Here is a 17,591-nt window from a genome sequence, read left to right on the forward strand (position 1 = left end):
CGCCCGGCGGTCTTGTGTGGGGTTAATCCACATACCGAACGTTGGAGTTGGAGCGATTGGAGTAGGAGTTGGTGTCGACGTCGTTGCGGGCGCCGGTGAGGGTGCTGGACTCGTTTGTCTCCAGGAAGCCGCCGAGGTCCTTATAGGTGCTCCACAGCTGGACGGTGTCGTTGAAGCGGACGAGGCCGTCCTGGGGTGAGGAGGTGATGTCGAAGATCTGCCAGCGGCTGCTGTTGCCGTCGCGGTCCTTGCCCCAGACCGTGGTGACCTCGTACAGGCCGCCGCCCGTCTTCTGGACGCTGGTGGCATCTCCGTTGCCGGCGTCGAGGTAGCCGCCGTTGCCGGTGTAGAGGTTGCGCAGGTAGATGATCTCGCCGCTTCTGACCGGTGCGCCGGTGGCCGTGCAGGTCCCGGAGACGATCTCCCAGGTGCTGCTGGCTGGCTCACGGTTCGCGACCGTCGCGGTGGACACTTGGTACCTCGCCCCCCGGGGCGCTGGAGCCGCCGTTGACGTCGAGGTACCCTCCGTCGCCCGAGTAGAGGTTTTGAAGGTAGAACCGGTCCCCGTAGTGCAGTTCGTTCGCCATCGCTGACTCCCCTTCCACGAACTTCCTGCCGGGAGCGCGCCATTGGGCGCTCACGCAAGCTGATCCCGGCTACGGATCATGCTTCCGGCAAGCGCCACCGACACGCCCGGACGAACCGGATGGCCACACTTTCACGATCCCGGAGTCGGTGATCCGTCAGCTCGACCAGCAGCTGGAGCTTCTCGGCGAGGGCATCCCCTACGGAACGCTGGTCGCCGAGGACATCAAGGCGATGTTCCAGACCGCCTATCTCGTGCTGCGGGACACCGGACGGCGGCCCCAGGAAGTGACCCGGCTCGCCCTGAGCTGCCTGGAGAAGGACGGGGACGAACACCAACTGATCTGGGACAACCGCAAGAGCAAGAGGCTGCGGAGACGTCTGCCGATCGGCCAGGACACGGTGACGGCGATCAACGCCTGGAAGACGCGGCGCGCGGGTCTGGAGCTGCCGCCGAACAGTGCCCGCTACCTGTTCCCGGCGATCACCAACAACACGGTCAACCACCAGCTGCTGCCGGGCAACTTCGGCCGCGCGATGCGGTCCTGGGTGAGGTCGCTTGAGCGGATCGACTCCGAGACGCTCGGGCCGGACGGTCTGCCGCTGCCGTTCGACCGCGACCTGATCTTTCCCTATGCCTTCCGCCATTCCTACTGCCAGCGTCATGCCGACGCCGGGGTCCCGCAGGACGTTCTGCGCGATCTCATGGACCACCGATCGGCGAACACCACGGCCGGCTACTACAAGGTCTCCCTCAAGCGGAAACACGAAGCGGTCAAGACGCTGCGGCTGCATGTGATGGACCGCGTTGGCCTGCCCTCGCCGATGGCATCGAACACCGCCTACGAACTGCGTTCGGTGGCCGTCCCGTTCGGGAACTGTACGGAACCCTCGAACGTGAAGGCCGGAGGGCAAGCCTGCCCGATCCGCTTCCAGTGCGCCGGCTGCGGCCACTACCGGCCCGATCCGTCCTACCTTCCCGCAGTCCAGGACCACATCCGGGCGCTGAAGGGCAACCGGGAGATGGCGATGGCCACCGGGGCCGCGGAGTTCGTTACCCGGGGCCTGGGCGACGAGATATCCGCGTTCCAGCAGGTCGGGGCCAAGATGGCGGAATACATGAGCAAGCTGCCCGAGGACGAGCGCAACCAGGTCGAGGAGGCTGCGAAGGTGCTTCGCAAGGTGAGGGCCGCCAGCGAAGGGCGCCCGCTGTTGCCGCTGACAGTAGTCAGCGGCAACAAGACTGGGGGCGACCGGTGACGGCCGCAAGGACCCCGGCCCAGGTCCTGCTGGAGTCCCGCCAGCGTGACAGCCAGGAGAAGCGGACCCGGGTGATTTCCACGGTCGACGCGATGAAGGCGAAGGGCGAGACGATCACCTTCCTCAGCGTCGCTCGCGCCGCCGGCGTCTCGAACTGGCTTGTCTACTCGGCCGGGATGCGCGAGCACATCGAGAAGGCCCGCAAGGGTCAGGCCGTGACGAAGGCCCGCGAGCAGACCTCGGGAAGCCGCGCGAGCGCGGCGAGCCTGGCCACCGACCTGGAGCTTGCTCGGGCCGAGTTGGCGGCCGTCCGGGAGGAACGCGACCGCCTCAAGGACGCAGTCCAGCGGCACCTGGGCCAGCAGCTGCACCAGACTGGCGCGAAGGAAATGGGGTGGCGAGGGCGAGTTGGTTGATGTAGCCGACCCCGGTGAGGTGGTGTATCCAGATGTTGACGAGGCGGCCGGGCGGGCAGCCGCCCGGCGGGCGCTCGATGATCCGGCGGAGGCGTTGGGTACCGGGGTGGAAGTCGAGCATGCCGCCGATAAAGGTGTGCTCCAGAACGAACGCGGCGATGGTCAGGGCGGGGTTGGCGGCACTGCCGACGGGTGTCATCGCGGTGTAGGTGCCGTCGGGGACGATGTCAGTGATCCCGGACAGGAAGGCGGCGGGGCGGCCGCAGATGTGTTCCATGCCGGTGGCGGCCGCCGCGTGGGCGTCCGGCCCTTTCTGGACGATGACGCTGATCTGCGCGGGGTCAGGGAGCGTGGCAGTGATCTCCCGTATGCGGGCGCGATTGTGGTCGCCCGCGACGACGACGATTTCGGTGACGCCAGCGAGGCGGGCTTGCCGAATGTGGCGCTCCAGCAGGGTTTCGTTGCCGAATCGCAGGGTGGGCTTGTCGCGGCCGAGGCGGGTTCCGCGACCTGCGGCCAGCAGTACGGCAGTCATCGTGTTCATCGTGGTCCTCCCGGGGTGAAGGCGTCGGTGACGTACGCGGCGACACGCTGCGCGTCAGAGAGCCGCAGTGTGGGGTGGTAGGGGATGCACACGGTGCGCTGCAGGCGGTCGTGCAGCCCGTCCAGGACTCCGGGCTTGGTGTGGAAGGCGGGGTAGTCGCTCCAAGGCCGCTCGAACATCACGGTGGTGGCAATCCCGTCTTTGGCCATGCAGTCGCGCATAGTCCAGGCGGCGTCAGGTGAGCCGAGGTCGACGGGAAAGCGACCCCACGTGTCCTGCGGGATGCGGCCTTCGGGCAGGGCCTGGCACGCATGCCCTGCGAAGGCGCCCTGGTAGGCGTCGGCTATGTGGCGCAGCGCGGTGCGGGTCTTGGCGCGCTGCTGCCACTGGCCGTGGGCGAGGGCGGCGGAGATTTCGGTGATCGTGCGGCTGCGGTGGATACGGTCGCCGCCCTCCCAACGGACTTCCTGGCCGCTGTGGGAGCGCCGTGTTCGGACCAGGTCGGCGAGGTGGGGATCTCGCAGGAGGGCGATGCCGCCTCCGTTGCCGCTGATCGGTTTGGTCGGCGCGAAAGAGATCAGTGCGGCGTCGCCCCTGGTGCCGGGCCCGTCGCGCGGCTGATCGTCGGGCAGCAGGTAGGCGCAGTCCTCGATGACAGTGTGCCCTGCGCTGCGGAACGCGGTGATAGTCGCGCGGGCGTACGGGGCGACGAGGCCGGCGTGATGGACCCAGACGATGATCGGACGCCGGACGGCGGCCTCGAGCGCAGCGGTGTCTTGGGCCAGGGCCAGCTGTCCGGGGTCGACGGGGGCGGGGATGGGATGGGCGCCGAGCTGCTGGGCGAGGGCGGGGATAGAAGGAAAGCAGTTCGCGGGGATCAACACATCACGACCTCTGGCGTCGAAGGCCTCCAGGAGGAGTTCGAGCGCGTCCATTCCGGAAGCGACGGCGACCGCGGCGCGGGCGAACGCCTGGCTGACGGCCGCTTCCAGGCGTTCGGTCAGCGGGCCGTCGACCATGCGGCCGGTCTTGAGGATCTGCGCGACCTCAAGATGTGCCTGTCGGCGGACCTGCGGCGGCAGGAAGGTGCGCCAGATCGGCACCGGATCCGTCTGATCGACGGCCGTCACCGCGCCGCCTCCGCGAACAGGCGCGGTCCGCGCAGGACGGCGCGGGCGTCCGGACCGGTGTTCAGCAGCAGGTCCAAGGCGGTCAGGTGGGTGAGGAAACCGTGCTGACGGTGGAGCTGCGGCCAGCGCGGGTGGGCAAACTTCTGCCAGAGCACCTCGATCTCCGCCTCGTCGAAGGGCTGCCGGTCGAGGTACACCGCGCAGCCGTCGCCCGCCAGGTAGGTGTCCGCATCCACCGCACGGCACAGCGCGGCCAGTCGCTCGCTGCGCCTACCGGGAATCGAACCGAGCGTGCTGGACAGGACAGTGGGTGTCTCGATGTCGAACATCCGGCCGAGCGTGACGGTGCACTGCACGGTCAACTCGCTCAAGCTTCTCCAGCGTCGGCAGTAGACCTCCTCCAGGAAAGACGACAGCAGATGGGCGTACGGGGCGCGGGTGTAGGCCTGGCTCAGGGTGCGGGTGTGGGTGCGGACCCACGGCTGCGAGTAGTCGATCGGCACCTCCCGCAGGGTGCGGAATCCCCCGTGCCGCACCGGCACGGTGAGCATCCGGCTGCCCTCAGCGGTCTTGACGGCATTGCGGTTCTGCCAGCCGCCGCGGCTGAACTGGGCGTCGTCCAGCAGGATGAGCAGGTCGGCCTGGTCCCACTTGTCGAGGTAGCCGGTGTACGGCAGGTAGTGCGGTTGATGGATGGCCACAGTGAACATGCGGCACCTCCTTAGGTCGGCTCGGACGGCAGGGTTACAGCAGACCGGGAACCAGCCGGTCGGCGAGGGCGAGGGCTTGGGCGACGCTGCGGCCCATGTCGTCGTAGAAAGTGGTGCCACGTCCGGCGAGAATCACGTCCGGGGACACAGCTAATTGCCGGTACCTCTCTGCGAGTTCGGCGTTCCGCGGGCTGCGCAGTACGAAGTCGATCCGATTCGGTCCAGGACCGGCGGCCTCGAACCCGGCGAGTATGGCGGCGGACTGATCATGGCCACGGTTCCACGGCAGCAGGGCAGGCGCGTGCGAGCGGTAGTAGGGGCTCGTACCATCCGGGTAGGTGACCACAGGGGCGGACTGCGCAACACCGGCGTCCACGACTTGCCAGCGAAGGTGCAGGCTTCGGCGCTGCAACGAGCCGAGCTGATACCGGAAGTGCGCGTCGATAGGTGCGCTGACGATCATGAGGCGCCGGTACCGCGGCCTCGGTGGATGCAGGTAGTCGCGGCCGAGATGGACCTCAATTCGCGGGTGGTCGGCCAGCGCTTCGATCAGGGTGCCGTAGCCGCCGCCCGGAAGGCCCTGCCACCGGGCCCCGGGGTGGTAGCCGCGGCTGGGCTGGTAGGAGATGCCGAATCGTTCGGCGAAGACCTCCGGGGCGAGATCGGCCGGATCGGCACCCCACTGTGCGGCCACGTACCCGCGGACGAACATCTCGTACAGCCTCGGACCGACCCGTGCGAGAGCCAGGGTCCGCACGTTGTCCGCCGGAGCGTTACGGTACGGCGCGGCATCCTGCTCCACCGTGGCGCGGGCCTGTTCTGGCGTCATGGCGTGTCCGTAGGCGGCTTCGATGGCCTCCAGACCGAGCGGCAGCGGTACGAGCACGTCGGCCACGCAGGCGTGCACAGTGTGCTCGTAAGCCACCATCCGTACCCGGCGCGTGAACCACTCCCACACTCGCGGGTCGGCGGTGGCCACGACGTGCGTGCCGTACGGGTTGTACTCCACACCAGTGTGCGGATCGCGCCTCGACCAGCACAGGCCGCCCAGATGGTGCTCGCGCTCGACGACGACCACACTCGCCGGGCACCGGGTGGCGAGCTGTTCGGCCAGGACGAGCCCGAACAGCCCACCGCCAACGATCACCACATCGTGTGCCCGGGGCCTGGTCACAGGAACCACGCATGACGCCGCTCGAACTCCTGTCGCGGGGGCACCACAGCGCTCCCGGCCATCCACTGGTCGACGGTCATGGACTGTTTGATGTGGCGGCAGCCCAGCGCGTAGCAGCGGGACAGGCCCATGTTCGCGATCAGACGGCGGGCAACCTGCTGGTGCTGCTCGCCGCCCCAGATGTCCTCCAGGTTAGCGTGGTTGAGGTCGCCGATGAGGTACTGCTTGCTGCCCCACTGGGGGCCGCAAATGTAGACCTCCCCGTTCGCCAGCACCCAGCAGTTCACCCCGGTGGCCACCGTCCAGCAATGGGAGTGGGCGCCGGTGATGCCCTTGTTGTCGTCGCCGAGGATCAGACCGATCTTGTCCGCCCACTCCGTCAGTCCCCGCTCGGCGGCGAAGCTTTCCAGGTCGCTGCGGAACTCCGCGCGCTGGACTTCGTCGAGGACGAAGCCGCCGCCGCGGTGCTCGTAGTCGTCGGCCAGCCGCAGATGGATCGAGTCAAAGCCGGTTGCCTCAGCCCACGCGTAGATCTGCCGCAGCCAACGGTAGTTGGTGGAGTTGATGATCATCTTCGCGTTGACGGCGGGACTGGCCAGCCCGGCTTCCCGACGGGCCGCGAGCACAGCACGGACCGCCTTCTCCATCCGGCTCTGCCCGTGCCGGACCCGGGCAACGGCCTCGTAAGTGGCGTCGTCATAAGCGAAGACCGCGACTTCGACGAACACCATCCGGTCCAGGACCTCCGGGCGGGCCAGTACCTTCCCCATGGTCATGTTGCTCGCCATGCCGGCCCGCGTGGTCTCGCGCGGCAGGGCGGCAATGAAGTCGGTGATCTGGCCGCCGCGCCACAGCAGCGGCTCACCGCCACCGCAGTACTGGACGCCACGCACTCCCATGTTCGCGATCGAGACGTGGAGGCGCTGCATCATCTCCAGCGGCATGCTGCCCTGCCCGTACGCGTGATTGCGCTCGTCGGCGTTGCAGTGGTCACAGGCGACGTTGCAGTCCATCGTGCCGTAGACCTCCAGCGTCCACGGCGCAGGCCGAATCTGGATCTCCCCGCGCGCCGGAGGCACCGCAGCGTCGGCCGCCGCGTAGAGGGCTTTGTGCGCGGACCAGTACGGGCGGGGCTGAGCGGTGGCGGTGATCAGGTCGGTCTCACTGACGGGTTGGACCATCAGATACCTCCGGCAAAAGGGGCGGGGGTCAGAAGAACGAGCCGTGCGGGGCGTCGAACTCGGTCAGGAATTCGAGCATCCGGTTCTGCTGGTGGTGCACGCAGAACGGGCAGGACTTCAACACGAGCTCTTCCAGAACCTTGCGGCGCTGGTCGCCATGCCAGATCTCGGCGAAAGTCGAGTCGTTGATGTTGCCGATCACCCCGGCGATACCCATGCCGGCGTCGGTGCGGGTGCGTTTCTGGGCACACAGGAACACGTTGCCGTCGGCTCCGATGGCGGGCTTGAACTGCTGCCAGTGGCAGCGGCTGTAGCCGCGGACCTGGTGGGTGCCGTTGTCGAAGATCCGGTCTACGACGTGGACGTCGAACGTCTCATCGTCCAGGTCCAGTGCTCGCTCCAGTCCAGCCAGCATCCGTTCGTGCAATCCGGGCTCGACGGCGACTCCGGAGTACGACTTGTACTGGATGTAGTCGGCCCCGCACTCCTTGACCAGTCCGCCGCAGGCGACCAGGTCGTGCACGTTGTCGTCATTGATGAAGAACCCGGTCCCCACCGTGCACGGGCCGTCTGCCGCCGCCAGTGCCCGCAGGTTCGCGATGATCCGGTGATGGTCGTCGTTGCCGTGCAGCCTGGCGTGCAGCGCGGGATCGGCCGCATCCAGGCTGAACCGTACGTACGTGGCAGCTCGCTTCAACCGGGCCCCCAGCTCGGGGACGACCCGCGAGCCGTTGGTGACCAGCCCCACCGACATGCCGTGGCCGGCGGCCCGCTCGATCGCGTCGACCGTGCGTGGGTGTGTCATCGGCTCGCCTCCGCCGACGAACAGCAGTGAGGTCACACCGAGTTGCGCCAGCTCGTCGACCAGCGACAGCAGCCGTTCAGGGGCCATCCGCTCGCTGCGCTCCTTGGAGTGCAGGCTGCTGTAGATGCAGAACGTGCAGTGGTGGTTGCAGGTGTTCGCGGGGTCGATCTCGATGCTCGTCGGGAAAGGATCATCCCCGGCCGCGTACGCCCGGATCGCATCCCGCTGCTCCAGCAGCCGCATCGGATCGAACAGGTACCGGAACCGGTGGTGGCGCTCGATCTCCGCGTAGCGGTAACCGAGTGCCTCCGCCGAAGTCCGGGCACCGGCCGTCAGTTCGGCAACATCTTCATTGACGACCTTCCTCGGAGTTACCAGCGGCAGTTCACGTCGCATGCTGTGCCTCCTTCAGGCTGTGCTAGTGCCAGCTCATGTGCGAAGCGCCTATCTGTTTTCTGTTGGGCCTCCCGGCGGTGGAGGGCTGCCATGCCGCCCGAGAGGCTCGGGGGTCGCCTGGCCCTCCACGCCGAGGGCCCGCCCGGTGCCGGTAGCCCCTCACGTAGCGGGCACCGGGCGGGAGTCATGCGGTGAAGAGAGCGAAGTCAATGTCGTCATACACAGCGAGTTGCCCCCACGGGTTCACGCCGGAGTTGAAGCGCGCGGCTTGCTGCGTCAGGTCGAACAGCAGGCACAGCACGATGGCCGTGATGCGGTCCATACGGCCTGAGCAATCGAGGTCGACCGCCGGAGCCTCAGCAGCGGCAGGCCTGGTGGTCTCCTTCACCATCGGGGCCACCCGGTGCAGGATCCCGTAGATCTGCTCGGTCAGGTCGGGATGGCCGCGAGTGTCGTCGAGGACGGTGAAGCAGGTCTGGGTCACTGATGGTCCTGTCCAGAGAGTTGGTTGGGGTGGCCGTCTCTGCGGCGTGCCGCGGAGACGGCCACCCGTTGGCTTCGTCGGTCCCTTCGCTCCCCGGGCCACCGTCATGTCCCGGGGAGCGAAGGGTGTTTGTGGCCCCCGTCGCCGAGCGGGGAGTCAGGGCTTTGTGCTCGACGACGGGGGGCCCGCGCGCGGCAGTGAACGACGACGGGGCTGCCGCGCGCGGGGGTCAGGTGGCGGTGAGGTCCTCCGAGCGGGCCCATGAGGCTTCGCTGGCCAACCGCTCGGACCACTGGATGGTGTTTTCCTGGAGGGCGGTCTCGGCGAGGCGTATGCGCTGGACCTCGCCGGTTCCGGCGGGCGGGTAGGTGTGCTGGACGTCCCGCCACAGGCGCTGGAGCAGGTAGGTGGTGTCCAGGGCTCGGGCGCCGTGCAGCTCCATGGCGTCCTGCCCGGACTGGACGGCCCACTGGTGGCCGAGGTACTTGGAGTTGACGAGGTCGGCGTCGCAGGACAGGCCGTGGTCGAGCAGGTGGACGGCCTGGTAAGCAATGATGCGGGCGGCCCGTAGACGGGCCTCCATGTCCCCGAGGCGGTACCGGAGGACCGGTAGGTCGGACAGGGTGCCTTGGTAGCGGGGGCGGTTCTTCAGGTAGCGGACGGTGGTCTGCACGATCGCCTCGTGGAGACCGAGGCTGACGGCGGCCAGGTTGGGGCGGCCGTACAGGATGCTGCTGCTCTGGCCGACGTTCATGCCCTGGCCGATGTCGCCGAGTGTGTTGTCGGCGGGTATTCGGACGCGGTCGAGGTCGAGGCGGCCGAGGGAGAAGCCGTGCAGTCCGAGGCCTGGCCGGTGGGGTTCGAGGGTCAGCCCTTTGCGGTCGTGCTCGACCAGGAACGCCGTCAGGGCCTGCGAGGCGGTGGTGCCGGGCGGTGCGGTGCGGGCGAGGACGACGTGCAGTCCGGCGATGTGGCTGTTGCCGATGTAGATCTTGCTGCCGCCGGTGATCACCCACTGGTTGCCGTGCCGCTCGGCGAGGGTCTCGATGCCTCCGATGTGACCACCCATATCCGGTTCGGTGGCGGCGATCGAGAACAGCGTTGTGCCGTCGGCGACCTGCGGGAGCCAGTACGCCTTCTGCTCGTCCGTGCCGAAACGCAGCAGCGCGGCGACGGGGATCAGGCTGGCCTGGAGGATCGCTGCGGCAGCTGCGGACACAGTGGCGATGCGGTGGATCAAGATCGTCTTGGCAACGTGACCGGCGCCCATGCCTCCGTAGACCCGGGGGATCGTCACCGCGAACCAGCCCTGTGCGGCCATGAGTTGCGGCAGCTCGCGCTCCACCTTGTGAGGCAAGGCTTCCATCCGCTTCGCGCGGGAGGCGACGTGTTCGGCGGCGAAGGCGTCGGTCTCCTGCCACAGCAGCTCGTGGACGGGGGTGAGATACGGGCTGAGTGCGGTGGGCGGCGTGGTGGGCATGGTCGGTCCCTCTCCCTGTGTGAGGTCGCAAGGCGGGGTGCGGCCGGATCCGCAGGCTGCGGCTCCCGGGTGGGGTGGCGCAGGAGTCAGTACGTGGACGCGCCGGCGGTGATGGCTTTCATGACCGTGTCGCTGGTGGCGAGGACGACGTCTCTGAGGCGACGGGCGTCGCTGAGGGGGCGCGTGTCGGGGTCGATGACGCACACCGTGCCCAGGACGATGCCGGTCTCGGCGTGGAGCAGGGGCGCGCCGAAGTACGACTGGATGCCGACGGCGTCGACCACGTGGTTGCCGCTGAAGCGGGGGGATGCGTGGACGTTGGGCAGCGGCAGGGCTTTCTTCCGCTTGACGACCTCAGGACACCAACCGTGGTCTCGGCTCATGGTGCGGCCCACAATGAGGTGGCCGCTGTCCGGCGGAGGGTTGTGCAGGCCGACGAAGGTCTGCTCCGCCAGAAAGAGGCTGACCATCCCGTAGAGGAAGCCGGTGGCCGTGGCCATCTCAGCAGCCAGGCCGTCGAAGAAGGTGTGGGGGCCCGTCGGGACGTGGAGACGCTGTATCAGGTCGCCTCGGGCGGTCTGCTCGGCAAACTCCTGGGCCTGGTCGCCGGTGACGGTGCCACTGCCCAGGCGGACCGCGCCGGGCGGTGGGACGATCACGTCGCGGTCCGCTCGCGCGGGCAGTAAGTGAGGGTTCGGGCCGGTGAAGGTCGGCGGCAGGGGGGTGTGGGTGTGGTGTGTCATCAGGCATCCAGGAGGGCGGTGTTGGTCGGGCGGGCGGGCGGGGTCGGCGGGGCTGCTGGACAGGGCGTGGTCGACCAGGGTGAGCAGGACCCCGGCGACGGAGGAGGGCACCCGGGCGTCGCAGGCGACCACCGGGATGCGGCGGCCCAGGCTGAGGGCCTGACGGATCTCGTGTTCGGGGTAGCGGTAGGCGCGATCAAACTGGTTGATGGCGACGATGAACGGCAAGTCGATCTGCTCGAAGAAGCTGACCGCGGTGAAGCTGCTGGCCAGGCGGCGGGTGTCGGCCAGGACGACGGCGCCGACCGCCCCGCTGGACAGGTCGAACCAGAGGTCCACGAACCGGTCCTGGCCCGGCGTGCCGAACAAGAACAGTTCGAGCGGCACCGGAACGTCGAGGGAGAGGCGGCCGAAGTCGAAGGCCACCGTGGTGGTGTCCTTGGTCTCCACGCCCTCCAGGCTGTCGGTGGGAGCGCTGGCCTGCGTCAGGTACTCCTCGGTGGTCAACGGCTCGATCTCGCTGACGGCTCGCACGCAGGTGGTCTTGCCGACCCCAAACCCGCCGGCGACCACGATCTTCAGGACCGCCGGACCGCCGACCTCCTTCATCCCGGCACCCGCGCTGGCGGACGCCGCCTCATCCGGCCTTGGGGTACGCGTCAGCATCGGGCCACCGGGCCTTGAGACCGGCACTGAGTGCCTCCAGTAACTGTCGGGTCGGGCGCTGCCCGGTCGGAGAATCGGACGAGTCGTAGGCATCGGTGACGGGCACCACCAGGGCGCGCACGTCCAGCAGATCCGAGATCAGAATCTTGACGGGAGTTACGGGGCGGCCGATGGTGCCGGCCAGCTCGGCGACCGAGAGCCGCCGCTGCTGGCACAGGCCCAGGATCTGCCCGCATTCCTCGGGCAGCCCCGGACCTGGTCTGCCGGGGCCGGGCTCAAGTACCGTCTCCAGGCTCAATGTGTGGCGGGGACGGGTACGCCCGCCGGTCAGCGTGTACGTCCGTACGAACGCGGATGTCTCAGCGGCCTCGATCACTAACGGTTGCCGACTCTGTGTGCTCATCAGGCATCGTCGCTCGGCATGGCGTCGTTGCGGACCGGGGTGACCATGTACGGGGCGAACTGGTCCACCAGGCGGCCCATCTCGTATCCCACGGTGCCGACCTCGGCGTCGACCCGGGTGATCACGCCCAGCACGGTGTCGACCATGCCCCTGGTGTTGCCGGGGTGGTCCTCGAAGGCGGCGCTGGTGCCCGCGCTCTGAATGAAGAAGAGGGCGTCCTCCCGCTCGATCATGATCTGCTGCGGCGCCATCTTCTTTTCGGTTGGGCCGGTGATGTTCTGGGCCAGCGAGGCCAGGCCGCTGAAGGTGGCGGCTAGCGGATCCGCCCAGTCCTTCGGGATGTCGCTGTGCAAGAGCTTCAGTCCGTCGCGCGAGAGCAGCAGGGCGTCAGTGACGCCCGGGACCGTGGAGGCGAACTGCTTCAGCAGCCACGCCATCCGCTGCTGCGGCCCAGCGGTGTCTTCCGGGGGCGCAGTCGCAGTGTCGACGCCATTTGCGCTTGTCATGTCATAGGGGGTCATGGTGGATTCGCTCCATACGGAATGAGTGGCCGCCCTGCCGGGGGCGCGCCACACGGTGGGGGGGCTACAGGTGTGCGGCCGGTGGTTCGCCGCGACCGGCGGCCTGCGGGGACGGGGCGGGGGCAGTGGTCTTCTGTGTTCGCGCGGAGTGCATGCCTACCCGGAACGCTGCGGCCAAGCCCGGTCTGGCCGCCTTCGCGGGAGCCTGGGGCTTCTGCGCGGCATCGGGGATGCGCAGCTGTCCGCGCGTACGCTGCGGCAGCGGCGGCGCACCGGCAGGCCGCCCCGGTATGTCGGGGGTGGGTGCCGTCTCGCGCCGCTCGGCGTGGGCTGACTGCGCGTAGATGGCCGTAGCCGGCGGGGCTGACTGCGGCTGCGCGGGGGCGGCGGGCGACGGCTGGCCCGGAGCCGGGGGCGGCGCTGTGGTGCGGGCAGCGCCAGACGGGATCGCTACAAGTTGCCTGGTCGGTACGACCACGAGGGCTGTGGTGCCACCCGTGGAGTTCTCCGACAGGGTGACCGACATGCCGTGGCGTTGGGCGATCTTCGCGGCCGTGAGCAGGCCGATATGCCCGTCGCGTACCTGGGCGCTGACGTCGACCCGGTCCGGTTCGGCAAGGGCGCGGTTCATCTTCGCCCGGAGCTGCGGACTCATCGGCAGCGCGCGGTCTTCGACCTCAATCGCCAGCCCCTTCGCCACTCTCTGCGCCCGCACCTGCACCTTCGTATTCGGGTCGGAGAAGTCGCACGCGTTCTCGATCAGCTCGGCCAGCAGGTGCGTCAGGTCGGGGCCCACGTGCCCGGGAAGTGCGAGCTCGGCTCCCACGGTGCCCGCCGCCACAGCGACCCGCGGAAACTGCACCACCTCGGAGACCGCTCCGCGCAGGACCGTCACCACGTTCACGGGACGGCGGACGCTGCGCAGAGACTCGCCCCCCAGCACGGCCTTGCTCTCCACCAGACGGCGCATCCGCGTCACCAGGTGATCGATCTTGTAGATCTTGTCCAGCAGCTCCGGGTCGTCAGTCAGCGCCTGGAGCTCGGTCAGCGCCTCCAACCCCCGCCCAACCAAGGCGTGTTCACGCCGCGACAGCTGGCGCAGCATCTCCAGCAGGACCGCGGACTGCGACTCGTCGTGTACGCGTATCAGAGACGCCACAGCCTGGAGTTGCAGCTCTCCCAGCAGCACTTCGATCTCTGCTGCCAGGCCTGTGCCTCCCGTTGGCGGAAGGCTGTCGGGAACAGATGGCCTTCCGCCCCGGCACAGCTCGTCAGCGGTCCACAGCACAGATTTCTCGACGGCATTCGTCGCACCCGTGATCTTCTGTAACTCTGCCGCCTGTGCCCCCTGCACAACCGTTGCGGCAGCCTTTGCTCGATGCGCGCCGACGAGCGCGGCCGCAGCCGTACCGCACGCCAGTGCGCCCACCAGCTGCCCAGCGGGGATCTGCCCGACCTGCCAGGCAACGACGGCCATGCCAAGGAGCACCGCAACGATCACCAAGGGGACGGCTACCGCCGCTCGGATCTGTTCGAGCACGAAACGGTCCGCCTCGGAGCGACGTCGGCGGCCACGGCGGTGCGTGACCGGGCGAGTGGGGGACACGCCGTCAGACATTGAGTTCCTCAACAGTCAGGTTCAGACAAGGGGCAAGGCAAGACGAAGAGTCGGCAGCGAACGGCCGGCCCTGGCGGGTTACGGGGACGTCGGCTGCATCCGCACCCGGACGGTCTTCCTATCCCCGTCTTCCGAGATGCTCCAGGTGGTCTCACCGCCAAGCTCACGTACTCGTGCAAGGCCTGTGCTCTTCTGCGCAGTGATGGCCATCAGGAAGTCAGGGAATTCCGGGCTCGGGTCCGTCACGGAGATCAGTAGGGTCTCGCCTTCGGTGACGACCAGGTCCAGCACGATTTCGCCTGCCGGGTACTGCGTCCCGACGTGGTCAACGACGTTCCGCATCAGCTCCACCACGATGCTGGTGGCGTCCTCCTGTTCTCCCGGCCAGCTCATCAGCGCGAATCTCGTCCGGGCGTGAATGCGAGCAAGCCGTACAGCGTCCGGCTCGTTGGAGCCTCTCGTCCGGGCGTGAATGCGAGCGAGCCGTACAGCGTCCGTCTCGATGGCGAAGCGGCGTCGCAATTCCTGCGGACGCTCGGGCCGGACGGCCGAGCCGGTGGAGCGTTCGGCCAAGAGCGGGACTGGCGTCGCGGCGGGTTCCATCGTCCTTCCTTCTCAGAAGCGGAGGGAGCACCAGGTCGTCGTGCCGTCGGGGCTGACGCCCCAGTCGTCGGCGATGGAGCTGACGAGGAAGAGACCGCGGCCGTCCTCGTCATCAGGAGTTGCGTTGCGCGGCACGGGAAGTTCGTGAGAGCCGTCTCGCACCTCGATCCAAAGGCGATCGGCGGTGGGACACAGGCGTACCCCGACGTCGCCACAGCCGTGCTTGAGCGCGTTCGTTACCAGCTCGGTGGCGAGGAGTTCGGCGTCGGCGGCGAGGTCTGGTCGGCCCCAGTGCCTCAGCCCGGCCCGGATGATGCGGCGTATGCGATGTGGCCATGCCTGGTCTGCTGCCGCGTTGGCGCCGGCCGTGGAGCCGCTGGCGCGGGAGAAGGACACGTCAAGGCCGGTGCACGCACGGAGCCGATTGGTGGTTCTGGGGTCCGTCCGCGCGATGGTCACAGTCTGTGTCATGCCGAATCCTCCATGCGTCCTCACTTGGCGATCAGCCTCACTTGGCGATCAGCCTCCGAAAGTCAGCAGTCGGGGAGGCCAGGCCCCGCAGTCGCGGCGTCTGCCAAACCAGGTGCTGCGGGATCGGGGGCCAGGTCGGGCCACTGGGGCGCTGCCAGCGCGTAGCGGCCTGAAGACGCCTCACACGTCGCGGCCACGGTGGGCAATGCGGTGCGGTGCATCTGCGACTTCACGGGGACTCCCTGTTCCACGACTGTGCCCGCCCAAGCACTCTCTGCAAGGGCTGGGTACGAGCGTTTCAATCGTGGCCGTACGGATCTAGCCCCGTCCCTTCATCGGCTCTTGGTACAGAGTTGACGCTCTTTATCGGCTCATCCTCGGAACTTCCTCGATCCCGCTAAGTACCGTCTGTATGGGGCACGTTGATGGGGTAGGCGTTTTACCGTCGTGGCAGTGACGTGCTGGGACAGACGGGATGGGAGGCACCATGCGTACGTTCTTCCGGTACTGGCTCGACGAGCGGGAGTTACGCGACCACAAGGACTTCCTGCCGCCGTACCAGGAGGCGGCCGCACGGCTGGGGCTGAAAGGCCTGGAGCCCGCTAAGCCGACCTTTCAGGCCTGGTACTACGGGACGCGAAAGCCGCAGGGCGACTTTCGCCGGGTGCTCGTCGCGTGGACCAACTACAGCATCGATCAGTTGTGGACCGAGGTTCCAGACGGCACCGTTCCGGACTTCCGGTCCTTGTCCAGCACGTCATCCACTGCACCCCGTGCCGATCTCGGCACGGATCTGAACGACATGAAAAGGACGGGCGCGATGGCTGTTCGACGCGCAAAGGAATTCCTTCTGGGAGCGGACCGCGACAGGGTGGGCGAGGACACCCTCGACCTACTCAAGGACGACGTTGCTCGGCTCGTCGCCGCGTACCCACGTGAGCCGCTTTCGGCGATCTGGACCGATCTGCTGGATTCGCATGGCGAGGTCTTGCGGATCCTCGAGGGCGGCAGGGTCCGGCCGTCGCAGCTGCGTGAACTCAACTTCATGGCCGGCGCACTGTCCTTCCTCGTGGCCAAGGGGTTCAACGACATGGAGGACCGGGACCAGGCGCTTACGATGGCCCGGGTCGCTGCGGCCTGCGCAAGGGATGCCGAGCACCCGCCCCTCGTTGCCCTCGTCGACGGGCTCAAGTCCCTTATCTCTTATTGGGCTGACAAGCCTGGGGATGCCCTCCACTACGCCCAGAAAGGCGCCACAACAGCCGCCGATCACAACGGCACCGTCGGCTTGTGGCTGCTCGGTCTTCAGGCGCGAGCCGCAGCCGTCCTGGGCGACGAGGAGACCGTACGCTTGGCGAACCAGCAGGCCACCGACCGACGGGACCACGTCGTACTGGACGATCTCGACGCGCTCGGGGGCCTGTTCACCTACTCGCAGGAGAAGCAGCTCTACTACGGGGTGGAGGCTGAAGCCCTCCTTGGCCACGGTGACGCGCAACTCGCCGCGCAGGCCGAACTGGCAGTGCAGGGCTTCAGCGATCCCGACGCCCCGTCCTGGGCGTTCGGCGACCTGGCCGGATCGCAATGCGACCTCGCCCTCATCCGGCTCTACGGCGGAGACGTAGAAGGCGCGGCCGCAGCCATTCGCCCGGTCCTGGACCTGCCGTCCTCGCACCGGAACAACGGCATCGTCGTGTCAGCGCAGCGCGTCCGCCGAGCACTCATGACTGACCCGGTACGCACTGCCATCGCCGCCCGTGATCTGCGGGACGAAATCGAGATCTACCCGCCGACTCGCCCTGCCCTTCCGCGTTAGCCCGCGGGTAGAGTCCCTGGCATGTACCCGGTCAAGCGTTCCAGCCAGCGTCTGGATCTGCGCGAACTCGTCATCGAAGACGTGGACGCAGTGTTCGCCGTCTACGGCAACCAGGAGGCAACAGAGCATCTGTCGTTCGAGCCGCGGACCCGCGACGAGGTTGGCCACATCGTGGCTCGGTCCATCGCCTCAGCCACCGTGTCACCGCGTACCGAGTACGCACTTGCGGTCATCGAGCGAGACGCCAGCCATCTGATCGGGTTCGGCCGCTTGGCCACAGATCCGCACCAGCAGCGCGCGGCCACCATGGGCTTCGCGCTGCGTCCGGATGCCTGGGGCGTCGGCTACGGCGTCGAGACAGTACGCCTCCTACTCGGCCTCGGATTCGAAGACCTTGAGCTTCACCGCATCTGGGGCGCGCGCTCACCATCGAATGAAGCATCGGCGAAGACGATGGCCGCGGCTGGCATGGTTGAAGAAGGTGTCATCCGCGAGCACATCTACAAGGCCGGGAAGTGGCGGGACTCGGTGGTGCACGCGACACTCGATCACGAGTGGGACCATGCCGCACACGGCCACTGACAC

At 67.9% G+C, this 17,591-nt stretch carries 21 protein-coding genes; 5 read left to right on the forward strand and 16 right to left on the reverse strand.

Going from position 1 to position 17,591, the window contains the following annotated elements; all coding sequences use genetic code 11:
- Window positions 1-22: 22 nt before the first annotated feature.
- Both OG747_RS07820 and OG747_RS07825 read right to left on the reverse strand, forming a co-directional pair.
- On the reverse strand, window positions 23-472 hold the full coding sequence (locus OG747_RS07820) for a hypothetical protein (protein WP_405878558.1): 450 nt from the start codon (window positions 470-472) through the stop codon (window positions 23-25).
- A complete protein-coding gene (locus tag OG747_RS07825; protein WP_405878559.1) occupies window positions 444-587 on the reverse strand; it encodes a hypothetical protein in 144 nt (47 codons plus the stop codon). Before OG747_RS07825 ends, OG747_RS07820 begins: the two co-directional genes overlap by 29 nt.
- Before the next feature lie 148 nt (window positions 588-735).
- Between OG747_RS07825 and OG747_RS07830 the strand changes: the two genes are divergently transcribed.
- Complete coding sequence (locus tag OG747_RS07830; protein WP_405878560.1) at window positions 736-1,845, forward strand: tyrosine-type recombinase/integrase; 1,110 nt, start codon at window positions 736-738, stop codon at window positions 1,843-1,845.
- Window positions 1,842-2,261: a DUF6262 family protein gene (locus OG747_RS07835; protein ID WP_405878561.1), complete on the forward strand. Its 420-nt coding sequence runs from the start codon at window positions 1,842-1,844 to the stop codon at window positions 2,259-2,261. The genes OG747_RS07830 and OG747_RS07835 overlap by 4 nt, the downstream gene beginning before the upstream one ends.
- Here the strand turns inward: OG747_RS07835 and OG747_RS07840 are convergent.
- From OG747_RS07840 to OG747_RS07895, 12 genes are all read right to left on the reverse strand, one after another.
- On the reverse strand, window positions 2,176-2,805 hold the full coding sequence (locus tag OG747_RS07840) for an NTP transferase domain-containing protein (protein ID WP_405878562.1): 630 nt from the start codon (window positions 2,803-2,805) through the stop codon (window positions 2,176-2,178). The genes OG747_RS07835 and OG747_RS07840 overlap by 86 nt on opposite strands.
- Window positions 2,802-3,935 carry a DegT/DnrJ/EryC1/StrS family aminotransferase gene (locus tag OG747_RS07845; protein ID WP_405878563.1) on the reverse strand — a complete coding sequence of 378 codons (1,134 nt, stop codon included), beginning with the start codon at window positions 3,933-3,935 and terminating at the stop codon, window positions 2,802-2,804. The genes OG747_RS07840 and OG747_RS07845 overlap by 4 nt, the downstream gene beginning before the upstream one ends.
- Window positions 3,932-4,645 (reverse strand): WbqC family protein, encoded by a 714-nt coding sequence (locus OG747_RS07850; RefSeq protein WP_405878564.1) that lies wholly within the window; start codon window positions 4,643-4,645, stop codon window positions 3,932-3,934. Before OG747_RS07850 ends, OG747_RS07845 begins: the two co-directional genes overlap by 4 nt.
- Window positions 4,646-4,679: 34 nt before the next feature.
- The gene (locus tag OG747_RS07855) at window positions 4,680-5,819 is read right to left on the reverse strand and encodes a UDP-galactopyranose mutase (RefSeq protein ID WP_405878565.1); all 1,140 of its coding nucleotides are present in this window, start codon (window positions 5,817-5,819) and stop codon (window positions 4,680-4,682) included.
- Window positions 5,816-7,000: an SPASM domain-containing protein gene (locus OG747_RS07860; protein ID WP_405878566.1), complete on the reverse strand. Its 1,185-nt coding sequence runs from the start codon at window positions 6,998-7,000 to the stop codon at window positions 5,816-5,818. The genes OG747_RS07855 and OG747_RS07860 overlap by 4 nt, the downstream gene beginning before the upstream one ends.
- 28 nt (window positions 7,001-7,028) lie before the next feature.
- Window positions 7,029-8,201 carry a radical SAM protein gene (locus OG747_RS07865; RefSeq protein WP_405878567.1) on the reverse strand — a complete coding sequence of 391 codons (1,173 nt, stop codon included), beginning with the start codon at window positions 8,199-8,201 and terminating at the stop codon, window positions 7,029-7,031.
- A gap of 184 nt (window positions 8,202-8,385) precedes the next feature.
- Window positions 8,386-8,685, reverse strand: a complete 300-nt coding sequence (locus tag OG747_RS07870) for a hypothetical protein (RefSeq protein ID WP_405878568.1) — start codon at window positions 8,683-8,685, stop codon at window positions 8,386-8,388.
- 229 nt (window positions 8,686-8,914) lie between these two features.
- Entirely contained in the window at window positions 8,915-10,165 is a 1,251-nt protein-coding gene (locus OG747_RS07875; RefSeq protein WP_405878569.1) for an acyl-CoA dehydrogenase family protein, read from the reverse strand.
- An 86-nt stretch (window positions 10,166-10,251) separates the two neighbouring features.
- Window positions 10,252-11,517: an ATP/GTP-binding protein gene (locus tag OG747_RS07880; protein WP_405878570.1), complete on the reverse strand. Its 1,266-nt coding sequence runs from the start codon at window positions 11,515-11,517 to the stop codon at window positions 10,252-10,254.
- Between the two features lie 28 nt (window positions 11,518-11,545).
- Window positions 11,546-11,977, reverse strand: a complete 432-nt coding sequence (locus OG747_RS07885; protein ID WP_405878571.1) for a DUF742 domain-containing protein — start codon at window positions 11,975-11,977, stop codon at window positions 11,546-11,548.
- Window positions 11,977-12,483 (reverse strand): roadblock/LC7 domain-containing protein, encoded by a 507-nt coding sequence (locus OG747_RS07890; RefSeq protein ID WP_405878572.1) that lies wholly within the window; start codon window positions 12,481-12,483, stop codon window positions 11,977-11,979. The genes OG747_RS07885 and OG747_RS07890 overlap by 1 nt, the downstream gene beginning before the upstream one ends.
- Before the next feature lie 79 nt (window positions 12,484-12,562).
- Window positions 12,563-13,657 carry an ATP-binding protein gene (locus OG747_RS07895; protein ID WP_405878573.1) on the reverse strand — a complete coding sequence of 365 codons (1,095 nt, stop codon included), beginning with the start codon at window positions 13,655-13,657 and terminating at the stop codon, window positions 12,563-12,565.
- 219 nt (window positions 13,658-13,876) lie between these two features.
- Here OG747_RS07895 and OG747_RS07900 point away from each other — a divergent pair, with 219 nt between their 5' ends.
- A complete protein-coding gene (locus tag OG747_RS07900; protein ID WP_405878574.1) occupies window positions 13,877-14,119 on the forward strand; it encodes a hypothetical protein in 243 nt (80 codons plus the stop codon).
- A 75-nt stretch (window positions 14,120-14,194) separates the two neighbouring features.
- On the opposite strand, the gene OG747_RS07905 is transcribed toward OG747_RS07900, so the two are convergent.
- Both OG747_RS07905 and OG747_RS07910 read right to left on the reverse strand, forming a co-directional pair.
- Complete coding sequence (locus tag OG747_RS07905) at window positions 14,195-14,719, reverse strand: ATP-binding protein (protein ID WP_405878575.1); 525 nt, start codon at window positions 14,717-14,719, stop codon at window positions 14,195-14,197.
- 12 nt (window positions 14,720-14,731) lie between these two features.
- On the reverse strand, window positions 14,732-15,190 hold the full coding sequence (locus OG747_RS07910; RefSeq protein ID WP_405878576.1) for an ATP-binding protein: 459 nt from the start codon (window positions 15,188-15,190) through the stop codon (window positions 14,732-14,734).
- Between the two features lie 487 nt (window positions 15,191-15,677).
- Between OG747_RS07910 and OG747_RS07915 the strand changes: the two genes are divergently transcribed.
- Both OG747_RS07915 and OG747_RS07920 read left to right on the forward strand, forming a co-directional pair.
- A complete protein-coding gene (locus OG747_RS07915; RefSeq protein WP_405878577.1) occupies window positions 15,678-17,006 on the forward strand; it encodes a hypothetical protein in 1,329 nt (442 codons plus the stop codon).
- Window positions 17,007-17,027: 21 nt separating this feature from the next.
- Window positions 17,028-17,588 carry a GNAT family N-acetyltransferase gene (locus OG747_RS07920; protein WP_405878578.1) on the forward strand — a complete coding sequence of 187 codons (561 nt, stop codon included), beginning with the start codon at window positions 17,028-17,030 and terminating at the stop codon, window positions 17,586-17,588.
- The last annotated feature ends 3 nt before the right edge of the window (window positions 17,589-17,591 follow it).

This window comes from Streptomyces sp. NBC_01384 (genome assembly GCF_045040035.1).
GTDB lineage: Bacteria > Actinomycetota > Actinomycetes > Streptomycetales > Streptomycetaceae > Streptomyces.

Excerpts from the sequence above, each read along its gene's own strand:
- OG747_RS07825 (WP_405878559.1), bottom strand. The coding sequence starts at position 587 with ATGGCGAACGAACTGCACTACGGGGACCGGTTCTACCTTCAAAACCTC.
- OG747_RS07840 (WP_405878562.1), bottom strand. The coding sequence starts at position 2,805 with ATGAACACGATGACTGCCGTACTGCTGGCCGCAGGTCGCGGAACCCGC.
- OG747_RS07850 (WP_405878564.1), bottom strand. The coding sequence starts at position 4,645 with ATGTTCACTGTGGCCATCCATCAACCGCACTACCTGCCGTACACCGGC.
- OG747_RS07860 (WP_405878566.1), bottom strand. The coding sequence starts at position 7,000 with ATGGTCCAACCCGTCAGTGAGACCGACCTGATCACCGCCACCGCTCAG.
- OG747_RS07865 (WP_405878567.1), bottom strand. The coding sequence starts at position 8,201 with ATGCGACGTGAACTGCCGCTGGTAACTCCGAGGAAGGTCGTCAATGAA.
- OG747_RS07875 (WP_405878569.1), bottom strand. The coding sequence starts at position 10,165 with ATGCCCACCACGCCGCCCACCGCACTCAGCCCGTATCTCACCCCCGTC.
- OG747_RS07880 (WP_405878570.1), bottom strand. The coding sequence starts at position 11,517 with ATGAAGGAGGTCGGCGGTCCGGCGGTCCTGAAGATCGTGGTCGCCGGC.
- OG747_RS07885 (WP_405878571.1), bottom strand. The coding sequence starts at position 11,977 with ATGAGCACACAGAGTCGGCAACCGTTAGTGATCGAGGCCGCTGAGACA.
- OG747_RS07890 (WP_405878572.1), bottom strand. The coding sequence starts at position 12,483 with ATGACAAGCGCAAATGGCGTCGACACTGCGACTGCGCCCCCGGAAGAC.
- OG747_RS07900 (WP_405878574.1), top strand. The coding sequence starts at position 13,877 with ATGCGCGCCGACGAGCGCGGCCGCAGCCGTACCGCACGCCAGTGCGCC.
- OG747_RS07905 (WP_405878575.1), bottom strand. The coding sequence starts at position 14,719 with ATGGAACCCGCCGCGACGCCAGTCCCGCTCTTGGCCGAACGCTCCACC.
- OG747_RS07910 (WP_405878576.1), bottom strand. The coding sequence starts at position 15,190 with ATGACACAGACTGTGACCATCGCGCGGACGGACCCCAGAACCACCAAT.
- OG747_RS07915 (WP_405878577.1), top strand. The coding sequence starts at position 15,678 with ATGCGTACGTTCTTCCGGTACTGGCTCGACGAGCGGGAGTTACGCGAC.
- OG747_RS07920 (WP_405878578.1), top strand. The coding sequence starts at position 17,028 with ATGTACCCGGTCAAGCGTTCCAGCCAGCGTCTGGATCTGCGCGAACTC.